This is a genomic window from Sanguibacter biliveldensis (genome assembly GCF_033798665.1).
GTDB classification, from domain to species: domain Bacteria; phylum Actinomycetota; class Actinomycetes; order Actinomycetales; family Cellulomonadaceae; genus Sanguibacter; species Sanguibacter inulinus.
This window is the reverse complement of record NZ_CP138359.1, coordinates 3,468,293-3,485,114: the sequence shown is the minus strand read 5'-3', so window position 1 is coordinate 3,485,114 and position 16,822 is coordinate 3,468,293. Positions and strand designations below refer to the sequence as shown.

The 16,822-nt window shown below is 64.1% G+C and carries 12 protein-coding genes; 9 read left to right on the top strand and 3 right to left on the bottom strand.

Annotation, left to right across the window (positions count from 1 at the left end; translation table 11 throughout):
* Positions 1-29 precede the first annotated feature (29 nt).
* From SANBI_RS15170 to SANBI_RS15130, 9 genes are all read left to right on the top strand, one after another.
* Positions 30-1,136 carry a protein-glutamate methylesterase/protein-glutamine glutaminase gene (locus SANBI_RS15170; RefSeq protein WP_319156477.1) on the top strand — a complete coding sequence of 369 codons (1,107 nt, stop codon included), beginning with the start codon at positions 30-32 and terminating at the stop codon, positions 1,134-1,136.
* Positions 1,137-1,955, top strand: a complete 819-nt coding sequence (locus tag SANBI_RS15165; protein ID WP_056128343.1) for a CheR family methyltransferase — start codon at positions 1,137-1,139, stop codon at positions 1,953-1,955. It abuts the gene before it with no gap.
* Complete coding sequence (locus tag SANBI_RS15160; protein ID WP_056128347.1) at positions 1,952-2,335, top strand: response regulator; 384 nt, start codon at positions 1,952-1,954, stop codon at positions 2,333-2,335. Before SANBI_RS15165 ends, SANBI_RS15160 begins: the two co-directional genes overlap by 4 nt.
* Complete coding sequence (locus SANBI_RS15155) at positions 2,332-2,805, top strand: chemotaxis protein CheX (RefSeq protein WP_319156473.1); 474 nt, start codon at positions 2,332-2,334, stop codon at positions 2,803-2,805. The genes SANBI_RS15160 and SANBI_RS15155 overlap by 4 nt, the downstream gene beginning before the upstream one ends.
* 38 nt (positions 2,806-2,843) lie before the next feature.
* Entirely contained in the window at positions 2,844-3,203 is a 360-nt protein-coding gene (locus SANBI_RS15150; protein WP_319156471.1) for a response regulator, read from the top strand.
* Positions 3,200-3,685 carry a hypothetical protein gene (locus SANBI_RS15145; protein WP_319156469.1) on the top strand — a complete coding sequence of 162 codons (486 nt, stop codon included), beginning with the start codon at positions 3,200-3,202 and terminating at the stop codon, positions 3,683-3,685. Before SANBI_RS15150 ends, SANBI_RS15145 begins: the two co-directional genes overlap by 4 nt.
* 304 nt (positions 3,686-3,989) lie before the next feature.
* Entirely contained in the window at positions 3,990-5,858 is a 1,869-nt protein-coding gene (locus SANBI_RS15140) for a glycosyltransferase family protein (protein ID WP_319156467.1), read from the top strand.
* A gap of 9 nt (positions 5,859-5,867) precedes the next feature.
* Positions 5,868-7,106, top strand: coding sequence for a UDP-N-acetyl-D-mannosamine dehydrogenase (gene wecC / locus SANBI_RS15135; RefSeq protein ID WP_319156466.1), 1,239 nt, complete (start codon positions 5,868-5,870; stop codon positions 7,104-7,106).
* Positions 7,103-11,500 (top strand): glycosyltransferase family protein, encoded by a 4,398-nt coding sequence (locus SANBI_RS15130; RefSeq protein WP_319156464.1) that lies wholly within the window; start codon positions 7,103-7,105, stop codon positions 11,498-11,500. The genes wecC and SANBI_RS15130 overlap by 4 nt, the downstream gene beginning before the upstream one ends.
* 250 nt (positions 11,501-11,750) lie before the next feature.
* Here SANBI_RS15130 and SANBI_RS15125 read toward each other — a convergent pair whose 3' ends face one another.
* The 3 genes from SANBI_RS15125 to SANBI_RS15115 are packed head-to-tail and all read right to left on the bottom strand — an operon-like array spanning position 11,751 to position 16,748.
* On the bottom strand, positions 11,751-14,936 hold the full coding sequence (locus SANBI_RS15125; protein ID WP_319156462.1) for a DUF6270 domain-containing protein: 3,186 nt from the start codon (positions 14,934-14,936) through the stop codon (positions 11,751-11,753).
* Positions 14,933-15,892, bottom strand: coding sequence for an ABC transporter ATP-binding protein (locus tag SANBI_RS15120; protein ID WP_319156460.1), 960 nt, complete (start codon positions 15,890-15,892; stop codon positions 14,933-14,935). Before SANBI_RS15120 ends, SANBI_RS15125 begins: the two co-directional genes overlap by 4 nt.
* Positions 15,876-16,748 carry an ABC transporter permease gene (locus tag SANBI_RS15115; protein WP_319156458.1) on the bottom strand — a complete coding sequence of 291 codons (873 nt, stop codon included), beginning with the start codon at positions 16,746-16,748 and terminating at the stop codon, positions 15,876-15,878. The genes SANBI_RS15120 and SANBI_RS15115 overlap by 17 nt, the downstream gene beginning before the upstream one ends.
* Positions 16,749-16,822 lie beyond the last annotated feature (74 nt).

Sequence of the window (16,822 nt, the reverse complement as noted above, 5' to 3'; positions counted from 1 at the left end):
CTCTCCCTCCCGACAGACAAGGTGCTCTCATGACGATCCGTGTGCTCGTGGTCGACGACTCGGTGGTGATCCGCCGCCTCGTCGTCCAGGCCCTCGAGAGCGACCCCGGCATCGAGGTGATCTCGACGGCCGCCAACGGGAAGCTCGCGCTCGCCAAGGTCGAGCAGCTGCGGCCCGACGCCGTGACGATGGACATCGAGATGCCCGAGCTCAACGGTGTCGAGGCTGTCCGCGAGCTCCGCAAGCGGGGCCACCAGATGCCCATCATCATGTTCTCGACCCTGACCGAGCGGGGCGCGACAGCGACCCTCGACGCGTTGTCGGCCGGGGCGTCGGACTACGTGGCCAAGCCGTCGAACGTCGGGTCGATCAACGAGTCGCTCAAGGCCGTCGCCGACCAGCTGATCCCGAAGATCCGTGCCCTGGTGCCCGGAGCCCGGCAGGCACCGCAGCGTGCCGCCGGGGTCCCGGCGCGGGCCGCCGTCGGTGCCCCGCCGGCACCACGCACCGCAGCGCCCCGCCAGGGTGCGCGCCGCCACCCCGTGCGGGCCGTCGTGCTCGGCTGCTCGACAGGTGGCCCCGAGGCGCTCTCCCGCGTGGTCGAGCGCCTCACGGTCCCGCTGCCGGTCCCCATGCTCGTGGTGCAGCACATGCCGGCGGTCTTCACCCGTCAGCTGGCCAACCGTCTCGACAGGCTCGGCCCGTCGACCGTGGTCGAGGCCGAGGACGGCCAGGCGCTCGTCCCCGGCGGCATCTACATCGCACCGGGCGACACCCACCTCGAGGTCGACGGCAAGGCCGGCAACCTGCGCGCGCGCATCACGCACGGTCCGCCGGTGAACTTCTGCCGACCGTCGGTCGACGTGCTCTTCCGCTCGGTCCTCGAGCGTATCGGCCCGGACCTGCTCGGCGTGATCCTCACGGGGATGGGCGCTGACGGCAAGGCCGGCTCGGGGGCCATCGCCGAGGCCGGCGGGACCATCGTCGTGCAGGACGAGAAGACCTCTGTCGTGTGGGGCATGCCGGGCGTCACCGCCCAGGCCGGCTACGCACACCGCATCGTCCCGATCCTCGAGATCGGGCAGACCATCTCGGCCCTCGTCCAGGCGAGCGCCGCACCACAGGAGGTGAACTGAGTGAGCCTGACCACGGAGAGCTTCTCCTTCGTCGCTGACCTCGTCCGCGCACGCAGCGCGATCCACCTCGCCCCCGGCAAGGAGTACCTCGTCGAGAGCCGGCTGCTGCCGCTCGCACGCAGGCGCGGCGTGTCGGTCGACGAGTACGTGCGCAGCCAGCGCACCCGCCCCGACCAGCTCGAGTCCGAGATGATCGTCGAGGCGCTGACGACCAACGAGACGAGCTGGTTCCGGGACGCGCTGCCGTTCCAGTCGCTGACCGACCACATCCTCCCGGAGGTGACGTCCAGGCTGCTGCCGGCCGCGCCCCTGCGGATCTGGTCGGCGGCCTGCTCGACGGGCCAGGAGCCGTACTCGATCGCGATGGTCCTGCGGGAGAGGCTCGGCACCCGCCGGGCCGAGATCACCGCGACGGACCTGTCGAACGAGGTCCTCGACAAGGCCAAGTCCGGCCTGTACTCCCAGCTCGAGGTGAACCGCGGCCTGCCCGTGACCTATCTCGTCAAGCACTTCACCAAGTCGGGCGCGCAGTGGCAGATCGCCGACGACGTGAGGTCGATGGTGCGGTTCAGCAAGCACAACCTGCTGAGCGCGCCGCCGGCAGGGGGACCCTTCGACATCGTGTTCCTGCGCAACGTGCTCATCTACTTCGACGTCGAGGTGAAGCGGGACATCCTGCGACGCCTGCGACCGCAGATGCGCCCCGGAGGGTTCCTCGTCCTCGGGGCAGCAGAGACCACAGTCGGCATCGACGACGCCTGGACCCGTGTCCAGGTCGGCCGCAGCTCGATCTACCAGAACTCAGGGAGACCCGCATGAAAGCACTCGTGATCGACGACTCTCGGACCATGCGGCGCATCGTGTCCTCGACCCTCAAGGATCTCGGCTACGAGACCGTCGAGGCCGGGGACGGCCAGCAGGCCCTCGACGCCCTCGAGGTGGGCGACGAGTTCCAGCTCGCGTGCATCGACTGGAACATGCCCGTGATGGACGGGCTCACCTTCGTCACGAAGGTCCGGGAGAACCGCGCCTGGCGCGGCATCACGCTCATGATGGTCACGACCGAGAGCGAGCACGGGCAGATCGTCAGGGCTCTCGCGGCCGGGGCCCACGAGTACCTCATCAAACCGTTCACCCCGGACGCTCTCCGGGACAAGCTGGAGCTGCTCGGGCTGCTCCCCGTAGAGGAGAACGCATGATCGCCCACCTTGTGGCTGTGGCCAGGGAGCAGATCCTGACCATCACCGAAGACGTCTTCGCCGCGATGATCGACGGTGGCGGCGAGGTGCTCGTCTCCGAGCGCCTCGAGCCCGTGCCGGCCCCCGTCGAGCCGCTCAGCGCGTGGGTCGACATGACCGTCGCCGAGCTCGGTCTCGGGGTGCGCACGATCGTGCGCACCGAGCGCCCGGCCGCCGACGAGCTCACCCGCGCCCTGCTGATGATGGACGCCTCCGAGCCCGTCGGCCAGGAAGACCTCGCCGACGCCTTCGGTGAGCTCGCCAACGTCGTGGGCGGTAACGTCAAGTCGCTGCTGTCGGCACCCGCGGTGCTCTCGCTCCCGACGGTCGCACAGTCAGCCCCCGAGCTCCCCGAGCAGCAGTTCTTGCAGGACATCGCCCTCGACTGGCGGGGCCACGTCCTCGTCGTGTCGCTGTGGTCGCTGGTCTGACCCCGCACCACCAGTAGAAGCAGGAGAGGAACCCCCTTATGTACGTCCTTGTCGCCGACGACAGCCGCGTGATGCGGCAGATCGTGATCCGTACTCTGCGCCAGGCAGGGTACGACTGGCAGATCATCGAGGCCACCGACGGTCAGGAGGCCTACGACATGGCCCTCGCCGAGAACCCCGACCTCATCCTCTCGGACTGGAACATGCCCAACGCCACGGGCATCGAGGCGCTCCAGGCGCTCCGCCAGGCCGGCTGCATGATCCCGTTCGGCTTCGTCACCTCCGAGGGGTCGCAGGAGATGCGCGACCAGGCAGCCGCCGCCGGCGCGCTGTTCCTCATCGCGAAGCCCTTCACCGCGGAGTCCTTCCGCGAGGTCATCGACCCGGTGCTCGCGTGAGCGCGACGCCGCTGCCCAGCGCCCTCGAGGTGCGCGAGCTGCTCGAAGGGCTGCTGGGCCGTGAGCTCGAGGTCGCGACCGGCGGGCCGATGGTCGACCCGGGCGGCGAGACCGGGGCCCTGGTCGCCGAGTTCATCTCAGACCAGATGCAGCTGTGCGCCCTCGTGGTGATGGACGTGCCGCTCGCCGCCCGCGCGGGTGCGTCGATCGCCCTCATGCCGTCGCAGGTCTCCGAGAACGCCGTCGGTGACGGCGAACTCACCGACGTGCTGCTCGAGAACGCCGGCGAGATCCTCAACGTCATGGCGTCGCTGTTCAACGCCGAGGGTGCCCCGCACCTGCGGCTCAGCGCCGTGCACCCGCCCAAGGCTGCGCTGCCGAACGACGTCGCAGGCTGGGTGATGGCCTACGTGCCGCGCCTCGACCTCGAGTGCGACGTCTCCGGCTACGGGCCGGGGAACCTCTCGGTGCTGGTGGTCTGACGACAGCGGCCACCTCTGAGCGGACCATGAGAGACCCGAGGCCTTGCCTCGGGTCTCTCGTGCGTCCGGGGCGGTCCCAGCGGACCTCGGGCGACCGTCCGGCACCGGTCGCCGAGCACTGGCAGTCCTCTGCCGTCGACCAACCCTGACCCCGCCCACCGGGCTGTCCGGCCGATGGTGAAGGTCCGGTGAGAAGGTGAAGATTTGGTATGGTCTGAGGACAAGCCGGACGGACCGGCACGGTAGGCGACCGCCGTGGCCCGTGGTGTCCCCTGCTGACCAGGCGAAGGATGAGGAGCCCTCTGTGAACGGCTCGGCCTTCGACCGCCTCAGGCGCGACGTCTGGCACCTCCGCCACGGCGGGCTCTCGCAGCTCAGGGCGTCGAGGAGACGCCGGCTCCGCACCGCCTCGCCGACCACGGCCTCGGGCGAGTACAGGGCGTGGGTGCCCGCGCCACGGGTCACGGACCCGTCGGCTCCCCGGGTCGGGGTGGTGCTCGACGACTTCTCGAGGGTCGCCTTCGAGCCCGAGTGGCACCAGGTCCTGCTCAAGCCCTCGAGCTGGCAGACCACCCTCGACGAGGACGCGCTCGACCTCGTCTTCGTCGAGTCGGCGTGGGCCGGCAACGGCGGCGCGTGGAGCTACCACCTCACCGGGCCGACAGCCCCGCGCCCAGCCCTCGTCGAGATGCTCGCCCGGTGCCGTGAGCGCGGGGTGCCGACGGTCTTCTGGAACAAGGAAGACCCAGCCCACTTCGAGGACTTCCTCGACACGGCACGCCTCTTCGACCACGTGCTCACCACCGACGTCGGCCGCGTCGAGGACTACCGCCGCGAGCTCGGCCACGACAGGGTCGGGGTCCTCGGCTTCGCGGCGCAGACGAGCGTGCACAACCCCGTCCGGAGCCACGGGAAGGGGCCCCGAGGCGACGTCGCCTTCGCCGGGATGTACTTCGCGCACAGGTACCCCGAGCGGCGCGAGCAGATGGACCTCCTGCTCGGGGCCGCGGTCCGCGCCGGGGACACGATGCCCTCAGGCCTCGAGATCTTCTCGCGACAGCTCGGAGGAGACCCCGACTACCAGTTCCCCGAGCCCTTCGCCCAGCACGTGGTCGGCTCGCTGCGCTACGACCAGATGCTCACCGCCTACCGCGACTTCAAGGTGTTCCTCAACGTCAACTCCGTCGTCGGGTCGCCCAGCATGTGCGCCCGGCGGATCTTCGAGATCACCGCCTGCGGGACTCCCGTGGTGTCCACCCCGAGCGCCGCGATCGAGACGTTCTTCCCGCCCGACGAGGTCTTCACCGTCAGCGAGCCCGACGAGGCCGAGAACGTGCTGCGTGCGCTCGTGCGCAGCCCGGAGCTGCGCGACCGCTCGACGCACCGCGCACAGCGACGCATCTGGTCCCAGCACACCTACGCCCACCGCGCCGACGAGGTGCTCGTCGCGGCTGGGCTGCGTGAGCCCGGGACCCGGCGACGACCGACCGTGACAGCCCTGGTCTCGACCCACCGGCCGCACCAGCTCGAGCACGTCGTCCGTTCCGTCGCCGCCCAGCGCGACGTCGAGGTGCAGCTCGCGCTGCTCACCCACGGCTTCGAGGCCGACCGAGACGCTGTCAGCCGGCTCGCCGCCGGCCTGGGGCTCGCCGACGTCGTGCACCTCAGCGCTGATGCGGCGACACCGCTGGGCAGCTGCCTCAACCTGCTCGTCGACGCCGCCGACGGCGACGTGGTCGCCAAGATGGACGACGACGACCTCTACGGCGAGCACTACCTCTCCGACCAGCTGTACGCCATGGGCTACAGCGGCGCCCGGGTGGTGGGCAAGCAGGCGCACTACATGCACCTCGAGGCCTCTGGCGCGACGGTGCTGCGGTTCGCGGAGCGCGAGCACAGGTACACCGACTTCGTCATGGGGCCGACGATCGTCGCCGCGCGTGAGGTCGCGCTGGCGCACAGGTTCGCCCCAGTGGGGCGCGGGGAAGACACGCAGTTCTTGAGCGACGTGGCCGCGGCAGGGGAGCGCATCTACTCCTCCGACAGGTTCGGGTTCGTCCAGGTGAGGAAGGCCGGGCCAGGGGTCCACACCTGGTCGGTCTCCGACGCCGAGGTCCTCGCGGGTGGCGAGGTCAGGTTCTACGGACGTGCCGACCAGCACGTCATGATCTAGGGGAATCGCATGGAGAACATCACGACGGTCGCCGTCATCGGGCTCGGCTACATCGGGTTGCCCACGGCCGCGATCCTCGCGTCGAAGGGGATCGACGTCGTCGGCGTCGACGTCAGGCAGAGCACCGTCGACGCCGTGAACCGCGGCGAGGTGCCCTTCGTCGAGCCCGACCTCGGGACCTACCTGGCCGGGGCAGTGACCCAGGGGAACCTCACCGCCAGCACGAAGACACCCGCGGCAGACGCCTACATCGTCGCGGTGCCGACACCCTTCAAGGAAGGCCACGCCGCTGACCTCTCCTACATCGAGGCCGCAGCGGACGCGATCGCGCCGCAGCTGGTCGGCGGGGAGCTGGTGATCCTCGAGTCGACGTCGCCGCCCGGGGCAACGCAGCACATGGCCGACCGCATCCTCGCGCTGCGACCGGACCTGCGGCACACGGACGACGACGGTGGGCTGTTCTTCGCGCACTGCCCGGAGCGTGTGCTGCCAGGGCGCGTGATGATCGAGCTCGTGACGAACGACCGCATCGTCGGGGGAGTGACACCACGGGCCGCCGAGCGAGCGAAGTCGCTCTACGAGACCTTCTGCCAGGGCGAGATCCTGCTGACCGACGCGAAGACCGCCGAGATGGCCAAGCTCGTCGAGAACTCCTTCCGGGACGTCAACATCGCCTTCGCCAACGAGCTGTCGATCATCGCCGACAAGGTCGGGGTGAACGTGTGGGAGCTCATCGAGCTGGCCAACCACCACCCCCGCGTCAACATCCTGCAGCCGGGACCGGGCGTGGGCGGGCACTGCATCGCGGTCGACCCGTGGTTCATCGTGGACGCTGCGCCGGAGGAGGCGAGGTTGATCCGGACGGCGCGCGAGGTGAACGACTCGAAGCCTGAGGTGGTGGTGGCAAAAGTCGTGGAGGCGGCTAAGGGCTTCTCCAGGCCGCTGATCGCGGCACTCGGTCTAGCATTCAAAGCGGACATCGATGACATCCGAGAGTCACCCGCGCTCGAGATCGTCGAGACGATCGCATCTGAGATCGTGAGTGCAGAGATCCTGGTAGTTGATCCGCACGTCACCCGTATCCCCGAGTCTCTCGCGGAGAAGGGAGTGCGGCTCACGCCACTCAGCATCGCCCTGGAGCGGGCCGACATCGTCCTCCTCTTGGTCGACCATGCAGAGTTCAAGACCCTCTCTCGTGAAGACCTTCGAGGAAGACCGACGATAGACACGAGAGGCATCTTTCGGTGAGTGAAGTGACGAGCGCCGGACCCAGGGACGACCAACCAGGCGGTCGGGGAGACAGGCTGATGCCGCGGTACGTTCCGGTCCGATCCACGGAGAATCTGAGGGAGACACTCCGGGAGATCCTCGCTGACGGTGTCATGATCAACCTCACCGAGGACCTCCACCAGACCCTGCGGGCTGTCGCCGAGGAGGTCGGATGCGTCTCTCTGAGCAGCGACAGAGTTCCGGACAGCTGTGTCAGCTCCGGGTCGGCTGACGGGTATGCAGAGCACGAGTCGAGAGTCGAACCTCGGAGCCCTAGGAGGGGGGATGGCAGGAGGGGGAGCGATGTCTCAGGGGAGACCATGTCGCTGGAGGACCTCATCGTGGCAGCCGGTGCTCTGAGGAGCAGCTCCGCGACTGCGCCCCAGAAAATTCTCGTCGTCGCCAGCGGCAACGCGACCTGGTTGGTCGAAACCATCCAGGCTCTGCCGTCAGAGTTGTACGACGACCTCTACGTGACTCTCCAGCTCGACGATCGACAGGTCGACACCCAGGTCGCACAGCAGATCCGAGGGATCCACCTCACGCCCTGGCATCTCGACAGCACAGACGACCTCATGCTCTTTGTCCCGAGCCACCGAGCCGGCGGTGACGAGATGCCCCCAACCTCGTGGATCGCGCAGAACTCTCTCGCTGAGGCACGAGCCATGAGAGAGATGCGCACCGCACTGCACTCGACGAATCTCAAGTACCGCGAAGCGATGAACCTACACGCAGCCCTGAAAGACTCCCGGAGAGGGCTGGCTGAAGACCTCGCGAGAGCCGAGTCGGTCCTGCGAGAGACTCAGAGCGAGAGAGACCAGCTGCGTCTGGAACTTGTTCAGCAGCATGCGAAGACGGTGGAGGCTCGCAAGCAGGCCATCGGACTCCGGCAGAGTCTCACCTACCGGACAGGCCAGGAGATCAGGCGTGCGGGCCAAGCCCCTCTGCGCCTCTTCGCATTGCCGTACAGGCTCTCGAGGCTCGTCCTGAGCGGTCGATCATTGCCTGTGGATGTCAACGACGGCGCGCATATCGGTGGTGGCGCGGCCGAGACTTCGGCCGAGGTGCGCGAGCCGTCGGCGTCTAACCGAGAAGACAAGACCACCCCGAGGCAGGAGGAAGCTCCGGCCGGGTGGCCTCGGGAAGGTCACCAGTTCTCCGACCTGCCGCACCTACGTGTCGCGGCGATCTTGGACGAGTTCAGCGCCGCAGCTTTCTCTCCAGACTGCCGTCTCACCAATCTGTCACGTGACGACTGGCGAGCAGAGATCGAACAGAGTCAGCCGGAGCTCCTCCTGGTCGAGTCTGCGTGGCGTGGCCACGAGGGCACGTGGCACAACGCTGTCAGCCAGTACGGTGCCGAGCTGCGAGGGATTATCCAGTGGTGCCGGGACCACTCAGTTCCAACCGTGTTCTGGAACAAGGAAGACCCGGTTCATTTCTCGACATTTCTCAATGTGGCCTCCGTGTTCGACGCCGTATTTACGACCGATATCGACTGCATCGCACGGTACAAGGCCCTGCTGGGACACGGACGCGTATACCTCCTGCCCTTTGCGGTCCAACCCCTCTCACACAATCCGATCGAGGCGGCACCGAGGCGTGAAGCGATGTCGTTCGCGGGAGCCTATTATAAGCGTTACCCTGAGCGCACAAGAGATCTGGACGAGATCGTCTCTTCCTTCTCCGGCCTCCTGGAGGTCGAAATCTACGACCGTAATTTCGAGTCGGACGACCCGAACTACGCATTTCCGGACTCCTATCGAGGGCGCATCGTAGGTACATTGGCACCTTCGGAGGTATGGCGGTCATACAGGGGATACCACTACGCCTTGAATATGAACTCGGTGAAGCAGTCGCAGTCCATGTTCGCACGGAGGGTTTTCGAGCTGCTTGCCAGCAACACCATCACGGTCAGCAATTTCTCCCGTGGTGTCGAGCTCTTCTTCGGAGACATCGTGGTGGTCAGTGATTCTGGACGGCAGATCGCCGAACGTGTACGGCGATTCATGGGTGACACGGTCCTCCGTGACAAGACGAAGCTCGAGGGCCTCCGGAATGTGATGACGCAGCACACCTACGCCCACAGGCTTCGGTATGTCCTCCGGCAACTGGGTGGGGCGTTTAGCGGCGTGGACGACAAGCCGTCGGTCGCGCTCATCGGGGTCGCGGACTCTGTCGAAGAGCACGATCGGCTCATTGCAAGCATGGACCGGCAGGTCGGTGTCTCCGTCTCGAAATACGTGGTCAGCCGGCGGATCGATCTCCTCCCGACACACAACGGCGTGGTTCTGGTCGACGGCACCTCCGGTGCGCGGAGGCTCGTCGATTTGGTGGATGTCCCGTTGGTCGGGCTGATCTCGGCCTATGACTACTATGGCCCGACCTATGCGCTTGACCTCTCGATGGGAACCAAATTCGGGTCAGGTCATGCCTTTGGCAAGGTCTCGTACTACGTGTCGAGCCCGGGCGGGTCCCCCGTGATCGTGGATCCCGGACGGGAGTATCGACCCACGGACGACTTGTCACGAAAGAGGTCTTTGGCGAAGCTAGAGTACGTCGGAGACTGGACTCTCTCTGAATTTGTGAGCGACCCAGAACTGTCGAGATTTGAGGGACAGGGCCTAGTGGCTATGGATAGATTTAGCTACCTCGAGTCTTCGATCTCACCATTCCCAGATGACCTCGGTCTGGTCGAGAACCTCGTGATCGACTCTGGTGTGCCGCTGCAGCATGTGCTGGAGGCTGCCGAGAACATCACTGCGCCTGCCGCGGACAGAGGTGACGCCGATCACATCACTGTCTCCCAGCTGGCCTCGTGGTTCGCCGGCGTCGAAAGGCCCTCGGTTACGCACAGCACGCCGGGCGGCGAGTGGGAAGTCGAGTCAACGCTCGAAGACGGCGTGCACGACTATCTGTATGCCCGTGGTTCGATACCGATCTCCAGTCTCTGGCCGAGTGGTGACGCTGAGGTCTATGTTGATGCTGAGCCGGGGTTGAACCTCCAGGTAGTGTTCATATTTCATGATTCAGAGGCCAGCCGACTGGGCGCATTCTTTGCCACCTCCCAGAAGAATGCTACAAGCACAATTCCGGACAAGGCTGTCGCAGTCAAGATCGGCCTTCGGGTCCAAGGGCCAGGAGTCGCACGGATCCGGCGGATCCGGCTCGAGTCGTTCGACACCGATCCGACCGTGTTCATCGCAACTTCACGCCATCTCGTTGTGACCAACCATTATCCCTCTTACACAGATCTCTACCGGAACGGGTTCGTGCACAGCCGCGCACGGGCCTACGCTGCCGCAGGGCACCGGCCAGACGTCTTCCGGGTGCGAAAGGACGCGGCCCTGAGATATGAGGAATTCGAGGGCATCAGGGTCTTCACGGGATCTTTGGAGGCTCTCGAGAGACTTCTAGGTGACGGGCAATACGACTCAGCGCTGGTCCACTTCCTGGACGAGGGGATGTGGGGAGTGCTGAAGGGGTGCAGCGGAGTCGCGATCCGCATATGGATTCATGGTGCTGAGGTGCAGCCCTGGTGGCGGAGATCATACAACTTCACGACTGATGAAGCGCTGGAGGACGCTAAAGCGGAATCGGTCCTTCGCATGGAGTTCTGGCGAGAGGTTTTTGAGAGCGACCTTGACAATGTGCACTTCGTCTTCGTCTCTCGTCACTTCGCTGAGGAGGTCGCCGCCGATGTGGGGGTGATCCTTGAGAAATCGGCTTTCTCTATCATCCACAACCCGATCGACACCTCAATCTTTGCGTTCGAGGAGAAGGCGCCCGAACTGCGAAAGAAGATCCTGAGCATACGACCATTTGCTTCGGCGAAGTATGCGAATGATCTCGCTGTTGCCGCGATCCTTGAGCTCGCCAAGGAACCCTGGTTCAACGAGCTGGAGTTTCTTATTGTCGGCGATGGGCTGTTGTTCGACGCGACGCTCGAGCCGCTGCGAGATTTTGATAACGTGACGACTCGTCGCGGCTTCTTGACCCAGTCAGAGATCTCTGAGCTTCATTCTGACTTTGGCGTATTTCTGGTTCCTACCAGGATGGATGCGCAGGGGGTGTCTCGAGACGAGGCGATGGCGTCGGGCCTGGTCCCCGTCACAAACGGTGTGGCTGCCGTCCCGGAATTTGTGGACGGGGCCAGTGGTTTCCTCGCGGACTCGGAGGATGCTTCCGGTCTGGCTCAAGGTATCAAGGCTCTCTACGAAGACCCCTCGTTGTTCGAGCGCATGTCTGTCGCTGCTGCCGAGCGGGTCCGTGCACAGTCAGACTCGACTCTCGTGATCCAGAAAGAGCTCAGTCTCTTCGTACGGGGGCTCAGCAGCCTCGAGGCTGGTCCCCTGGACTCGAAAGACCTGTAGATCGCAGGCACTCGCAGGAAGGCTGTGCCACGGGTCACCTTCGGTTCCCAGTGGAGCCTTGGGTGTCCCTCGTGGGCTTGATGGAGCGAGCAAGGTGGGGTCCATCAACGCTGGGAGGCATCAGGCCGAGCTTGAGGCACGACGATCGAGCAGCCTCGGTTGGACGGGTCGTGCGAGTGATGGCCGATCCTTCCTCTTACGGCCCGTCGGACGAGAGACTGGCTTGGCGTGACACCGGTTTCGCCTGCCCTCAGACCTTCCTCCGAGTGATGCCGACAGACAGCGGGACGCCTCCGCTGTACATCACGCCCTTGATCAGCACGGGCGAGGTAGGTGCACCTTCGATCTCTATCTCTGTGACGGGGGCTGTGGTTACGGTCTGCTGTACACCTTGATCTTCGACAACCTCGAGGCGCAGACTCAGGTCTTCGCCGTCGAAATCTCCTGCGTTCGTCTCTACTGCGATGACAGCCTCGCTCGACCGTCGAGCCACCACCTCGAGGCTCCGAGGTTGCAGGTGGAATTCCGTGGTTCCCGTGGCGGCCTCTCCTCCTGATTCGAGGAGGCTGGCGGAGAAGGTCGCCACCGACTCGTACCGCTCACGACCGACCTCGCCTTCGTAGTAGGCGTCCTTGTGCGCAACCGACAAGTTGTCTCCCCACCTGATGTAGGTCCATGTCGGGAAGTTTGAAGCGGTCAGCAGGAGAGGGAGGCCCGACCTCTCGAATCGCTCTGCGGTGTTCAGGTCGAAGCGCTCCGGCAAGGACCAGGGGCTGCAAACTGTCAGCCGTGCGAGCCCTGCCTGGGTCGCGACGTAGAATTTGTTGCCGGTCAACGCCCGACTGATCCGCGTGGTGTCCACGTCGACTCCAGTGTCCGTCACATACGCGACACTGCAGTTTTGCAGCCCCACGCCGACCACGTCTGATTTGGAGTGCGCGATCGCGTCTCGTGCGATTCGGCAGACCTCGTGGATGTGTCGGGAGTGCCAGACATCGTCGTCGTCGAGCGCGATCCGGATCGTGAGGGTGTGCTGTATGCCGAGGCGGGGCTCGATCGATTTCAACGCCTCCGAGAAAAGCCGGTCTCGTCTAGGTGCATGCTTGTTCGGATTCTTCTCCACGTCCGCATGAAAACCTCTGTTCAGGCCGTAGCCTTCAAGGGGATGGGAGTATCGTACGAAGACGAAGCGACTCTGAAGGTTCTCCGGCAACTGATCAATAAAATGGCTGAACTGCTCGAAATAGCGCGCCTTGTCTGTGGATACATAGATGACAGAGAAGTAGGCCACGCCTTCGGGGATGTGCAGGTTGGCGATGGAGTGCAGGGACACCATGAAGCGCTCTGCGAATTTTGCGAGAACTGTGTCGTCCATCTCATAATCGCAGAACATTGTCTCAGAGATGACCAGCAGTGGTTCTTTGCTATACGAGCGGCTGGTGCTCGGGAGATTGTCTGGCTCTGACGCCGTTGCAATACCCTCGATCATGTGCTCGTAAAATTCTGTCACGAAGTGAAACGGCGAAGGTCCCCACCGGTGCACCGGATCAGCCCGAATAAGCTGCGCCGGGTAGTCGATGAAGACTAGGCCAGGTGTCTCTGACACATGGTCGTACAACCGCTCGAGGTATGCATTCGCCTCTCGAGCGCGGCGTGCCTCGGCCGGGTCTTCGAGGATTGCCCAGAATGCTCGTGAGACGAAGATCTTCCGAGGATCGACCAGGTCTGTGAGGCGACGCCATCCTTGAGCGAACCGTGAGAAGTGATCTTCGGAGCCCGACTCGACACGCCGAGCATGGTCCGGAGTGATTCCGCAGCGACTCAACTCAGGTGACAGGGTGACGACGCCCCCGTCGAGTTCTGCGACAGCGAGGCGCTCGTCGATGAAGTCAATAAGAAGAACATCGAAGTCATGTGCTCGCAGGTCGTCTCCGAGCGTCTTATCCAGGTCTGCGGTAACCATTCTCCGCTGGAAGGCGCTTGTGTTGGCAGAGAGGTCGCTACCAACCATGGAGGTGATCGGCTCAGAGAAGGCGCTGCCGACCGACGAGCGTGCGACGTAGGACGTGATCTCGAATTTCTCTGTGAGCTCGAAGGCATCTCTCGAGACACAGCTGCCATATATGAACACCCGCTTTCTCTCGGTTGCTCTCCGCTCTGATTCTGGACTGTGTGAATCTAGGGCGTCGGCAGGTTTCCCGTCGAGAGTGAGGATGTATTTACCAAACCCGTCGATAATCTGCGCTGTGACGTGAGAAGCCTCGTGTAGGGTCTTGGCGCTAAGTGGCGCCGTCGAGGTGGAGTTGAGCCTTCCGCCGGTCGAGTCGCTGAAGGAGAAAACAGCCCGCATGGCGCCCTCGGAGGGATGGAGGGCTCCAGTGGTTACGACAGCAGCTGTCTCATGGTGGGTTGTGGTCACGGTGAGGACCAGCTGTTCGGCTAGGTCATCTTTCTGCTGTCTCAGGTCGCGGGGCAGAGATCGGAAGTCTGGTACAGGTAGCACGCCGCTGTCGGAGAGACTGTTGTAGATGGACCTGGTTGAAGACCTTGGGTTCAGCAGGGCCTCCAGGACTGCGACGATAATGTCGTCCGGAGGCGTCGCGTGACCCACGCCGAAGTCACTGATCAAGAGGCTGTGTCCATGCGCGTTCGTGTAGTACCCACGTCCTCGATGTTCCAGAGAGTTCGACTCGATGTACGGAACCGCGTGGGATCGAAGGTGCCAGTCGGTTCCGTTCTGGAGGTAGAACACCCGACGCGGAGCTCGATCCGGGTCGTCCCCCAATGAGGTATCAATTCCCCCGTTCGCGAGGGCTGACGCGACCTCGTCAAGCTGCCCGGCCCGGAAGGCATCCGCTACGGTGTCGTCGAGAACTGCTGCAAGATACCTGGCTACTGTCTCCGGTGCATAGGCGAGAATCGAGGTCTGTGGGTTCCACACGAAAGCAGAGACACTGCTACCGAGGGCTCCAGCGTACTGGAGCGCGGCGAAGCCGCCGCCAGATCCCCCGACTAGCACAAGCTCGCTGCCCGATCGAAATGCGAGGTTCTGAAGAATGCGTGTTATAGCGGGCTGGGTGCCAGTTCCACTTTTCCCGGTATACCACCCGAGATCTATGCCGCCATCGAGGTCAAGTGTTGGGTCAGACAGCGAGATCCATGGGATGGCCATGCGGTTGGTGATTGCGCGCCCTGAGAAGAAGGGGCCCTTCTTCTGGTCCCTGGCGACGACCGCGGCGGAGAAGAACACCGGAACCGTCGCGGCCCTACCCTCTAGCGGTTGGCCTTTGAGGAGAAGGTGCACGGATGGACCCCCGACGATCCCAACCACATGGATTCCGTCGCGGAGGGACTCAGAGGCCTCGAGGGCGTCAGTATCCTCCCAGTGCCAGACTGGGAGTCCGTATGCAGTGTAATCATTGAGTTCCACGGTCACTCCGTCACGGTCGGGAGAAGGGCTTGGGTGATTCGATCGCCTGGCTTCCTCGACGTTCCAGGGGGCCGCTTGTGCCGTGGACTCCCCGGACCTTGTAGAGCGGGGAGTGGGCTGCCAAGCGAGCGTACGCGGTCCACGAGACACTCTTTGAGGATGCGGTCTGCGCCGGCTTGATCTCCGTGCGCGGTTCGCCATGCCCAGAGGCGATACGTCTGCGCTACCTCAGTCGCTTCACCCTCGAGCACGACCCGACCGCGGTGAAGCCAGATTGCTCGCGTGCAAGTCTCCTCGATCGTCTGCGCCGCGTGGCTGACGAGAAATACCGTTCCGGCAGTTGCCCTGAGCTCTGCGATCTTCTTGTCGCTTCTTTCTCTGAAGGAAGCGTCTCCAGTCCCGAGTGCTTCATCGATGAGTAGTATTTCCGGCCGCGCGGCGATCGCGATGGCGAACCTCAGTCGAGCCGCCATGCCAGAAGAGTAGGTGCGCATCGGCAGGTGGATAGAGTTTCCAAGGTCGGCCAGGTCGAAGATGTCTTCTAGGCTGTCGTCAGTGACCTGTGGAGTGAGGCCCATCGCCAGGCACCCGAGCCTGGCGTTCTGGGAGCCTGAGAGCTCTGGGAGTAGAGCGGCGCTGACTCCGAGGAGCACAGGATTGGAGCGGGCGTGGATGGAACCTCTCGTGGGAACTTCGAGTCCCGCGAGCAGGCGTAGCAAGGTGCTCTTTCCGGATCCGTTGGCTCCGACGATCCCTATGCTCTCGCCCCGCTGCGCTGCGAATGATACGTCGGACAGGGCTCGCACGGTTACGGTGGGTGGTCGTCCGGTAACTGCGCCCCAGCCGCGTCGTCTGCCCCTTCCCCTCGACGCAGTGTCGGACGACGGGGCCTTGTAACTCATGTGCAGTCCGCGGACTACAGCAGTGATGCGGTTTTCCAGGATGCTATTGAACTCGTCCATAGCGCTCCTCCCCTCTCCAGAAGTAGATGAGGCCGGCGCCGAACACGGTGAACGCCCATGCTGCGAGGATCGCCCAAGACTCCAGGTCGGGGGTGGTGCCGTAGAGAAGTGTTTGGCGGGTGATCTCCAGTATCTGGTAGAGCGGATTGGCGCTCATAACTGCGAGCACGGTCGGATGGCTGACGAAGTGTTCGAGGGAGTAGAAGACACCCGAGGTGTAGAGAAGAACCCGAGCGCCAAACCCGATGAGGTTGGTGAGGTCGCGCACCTGAGAGACAGCTCGTGCGAGGGTCATCGCTATCCCCATGTTAAGAATGAGTTGGAGTGCGAAGACGATCGGAAAAAGAACCCAGCGCCACGTGATCTCTGCGTGGGGAGGGATGGCGACGATCAGGATCATCATCACGGTAATGACAGGAATGGTGTTGATCGTCTCTCGAATCACGGCCGATATCGGGAGTGCGGCACGCGGAAAGACAAAAGAGCGGAGCAGGTTCTTGTTGGCCACCACTGCTGAAGCCCCGGTCGTCATGCTCCTGATGGTGAACTGAAACATGAATACCCCGATGAGGAGATAACTGGTGAAGTTCTCCACGCCGGTTCCCGAGCCGAGCAGCCCGCCGAAAATGACGAGATAGACGAGGCCGTCCAGAAGCGGTCTGATTGCCAGCCAGGCGTTTCCGAGCAGAAGGCTCCGGGTCGAGCTGGAGACCCGAGCGCGTGAATCCTCCAGGATAAAGTGCCTCCGGAGCCACAGAGATCGAAGGTACTTCGAGATCGGAGGCCTGTGTCCAATTGGTAGGAGATTTCGCTCGTCCCACGCGTCAATGACGATGGGTTCACGGTTCCCGCTCACTCCAGGTCTCCCTGTGCGTCCCGTCGGGTCTCGGCACTGGTCCTTTGGTGCGGCGACCGCACATTCGCCTTTGC

Bases quoted from the DNA above. Each gene is read 5' to 3' on its own strand.
- SANBI_RS15170 (WP_319156477.1), top strand. From the start codon at position 30: ATGACGATCCGTGTGCTCGTGGTCGACGACTCGGTGGTGATCCGCCGC.
- SANBI_RS15160 (WP_056128347.1), top strand. From the start codon at position 1,952: ATGAAAGCACTCGTGATCGACGACTCTCGGACCATGCGGCGCATCGTG.
- SANBI_RS15155 (WP_319156473.1), top strand. From the start codon at position 2,332: ATGATCGCCCACCTTGTGGCTGTGGCCAGGGAGCAGATCCTGACCATC.
- SANBI_RS15150 (WP_319156471.1), top strand. From the start codon at position 2,844: ATGTACGTCCTTGTCGCCGACGACAGCCGCGTGATGCGGCAGATCGTG.
- wecC (WP_319156466.1), top strand. From the start codon at position 5,868: ATGGAGAACATCACGACGGTCGCCGTCATCGGGCTCGGCTACATCGGG.
- SANBI_RS15120 (WP_319156460.1), bottom strand. From the start codon at position 15,892: ATGGACGAGTTCAATAGCATCCTGGAAAACCGCATCACTGCTGTAGTC.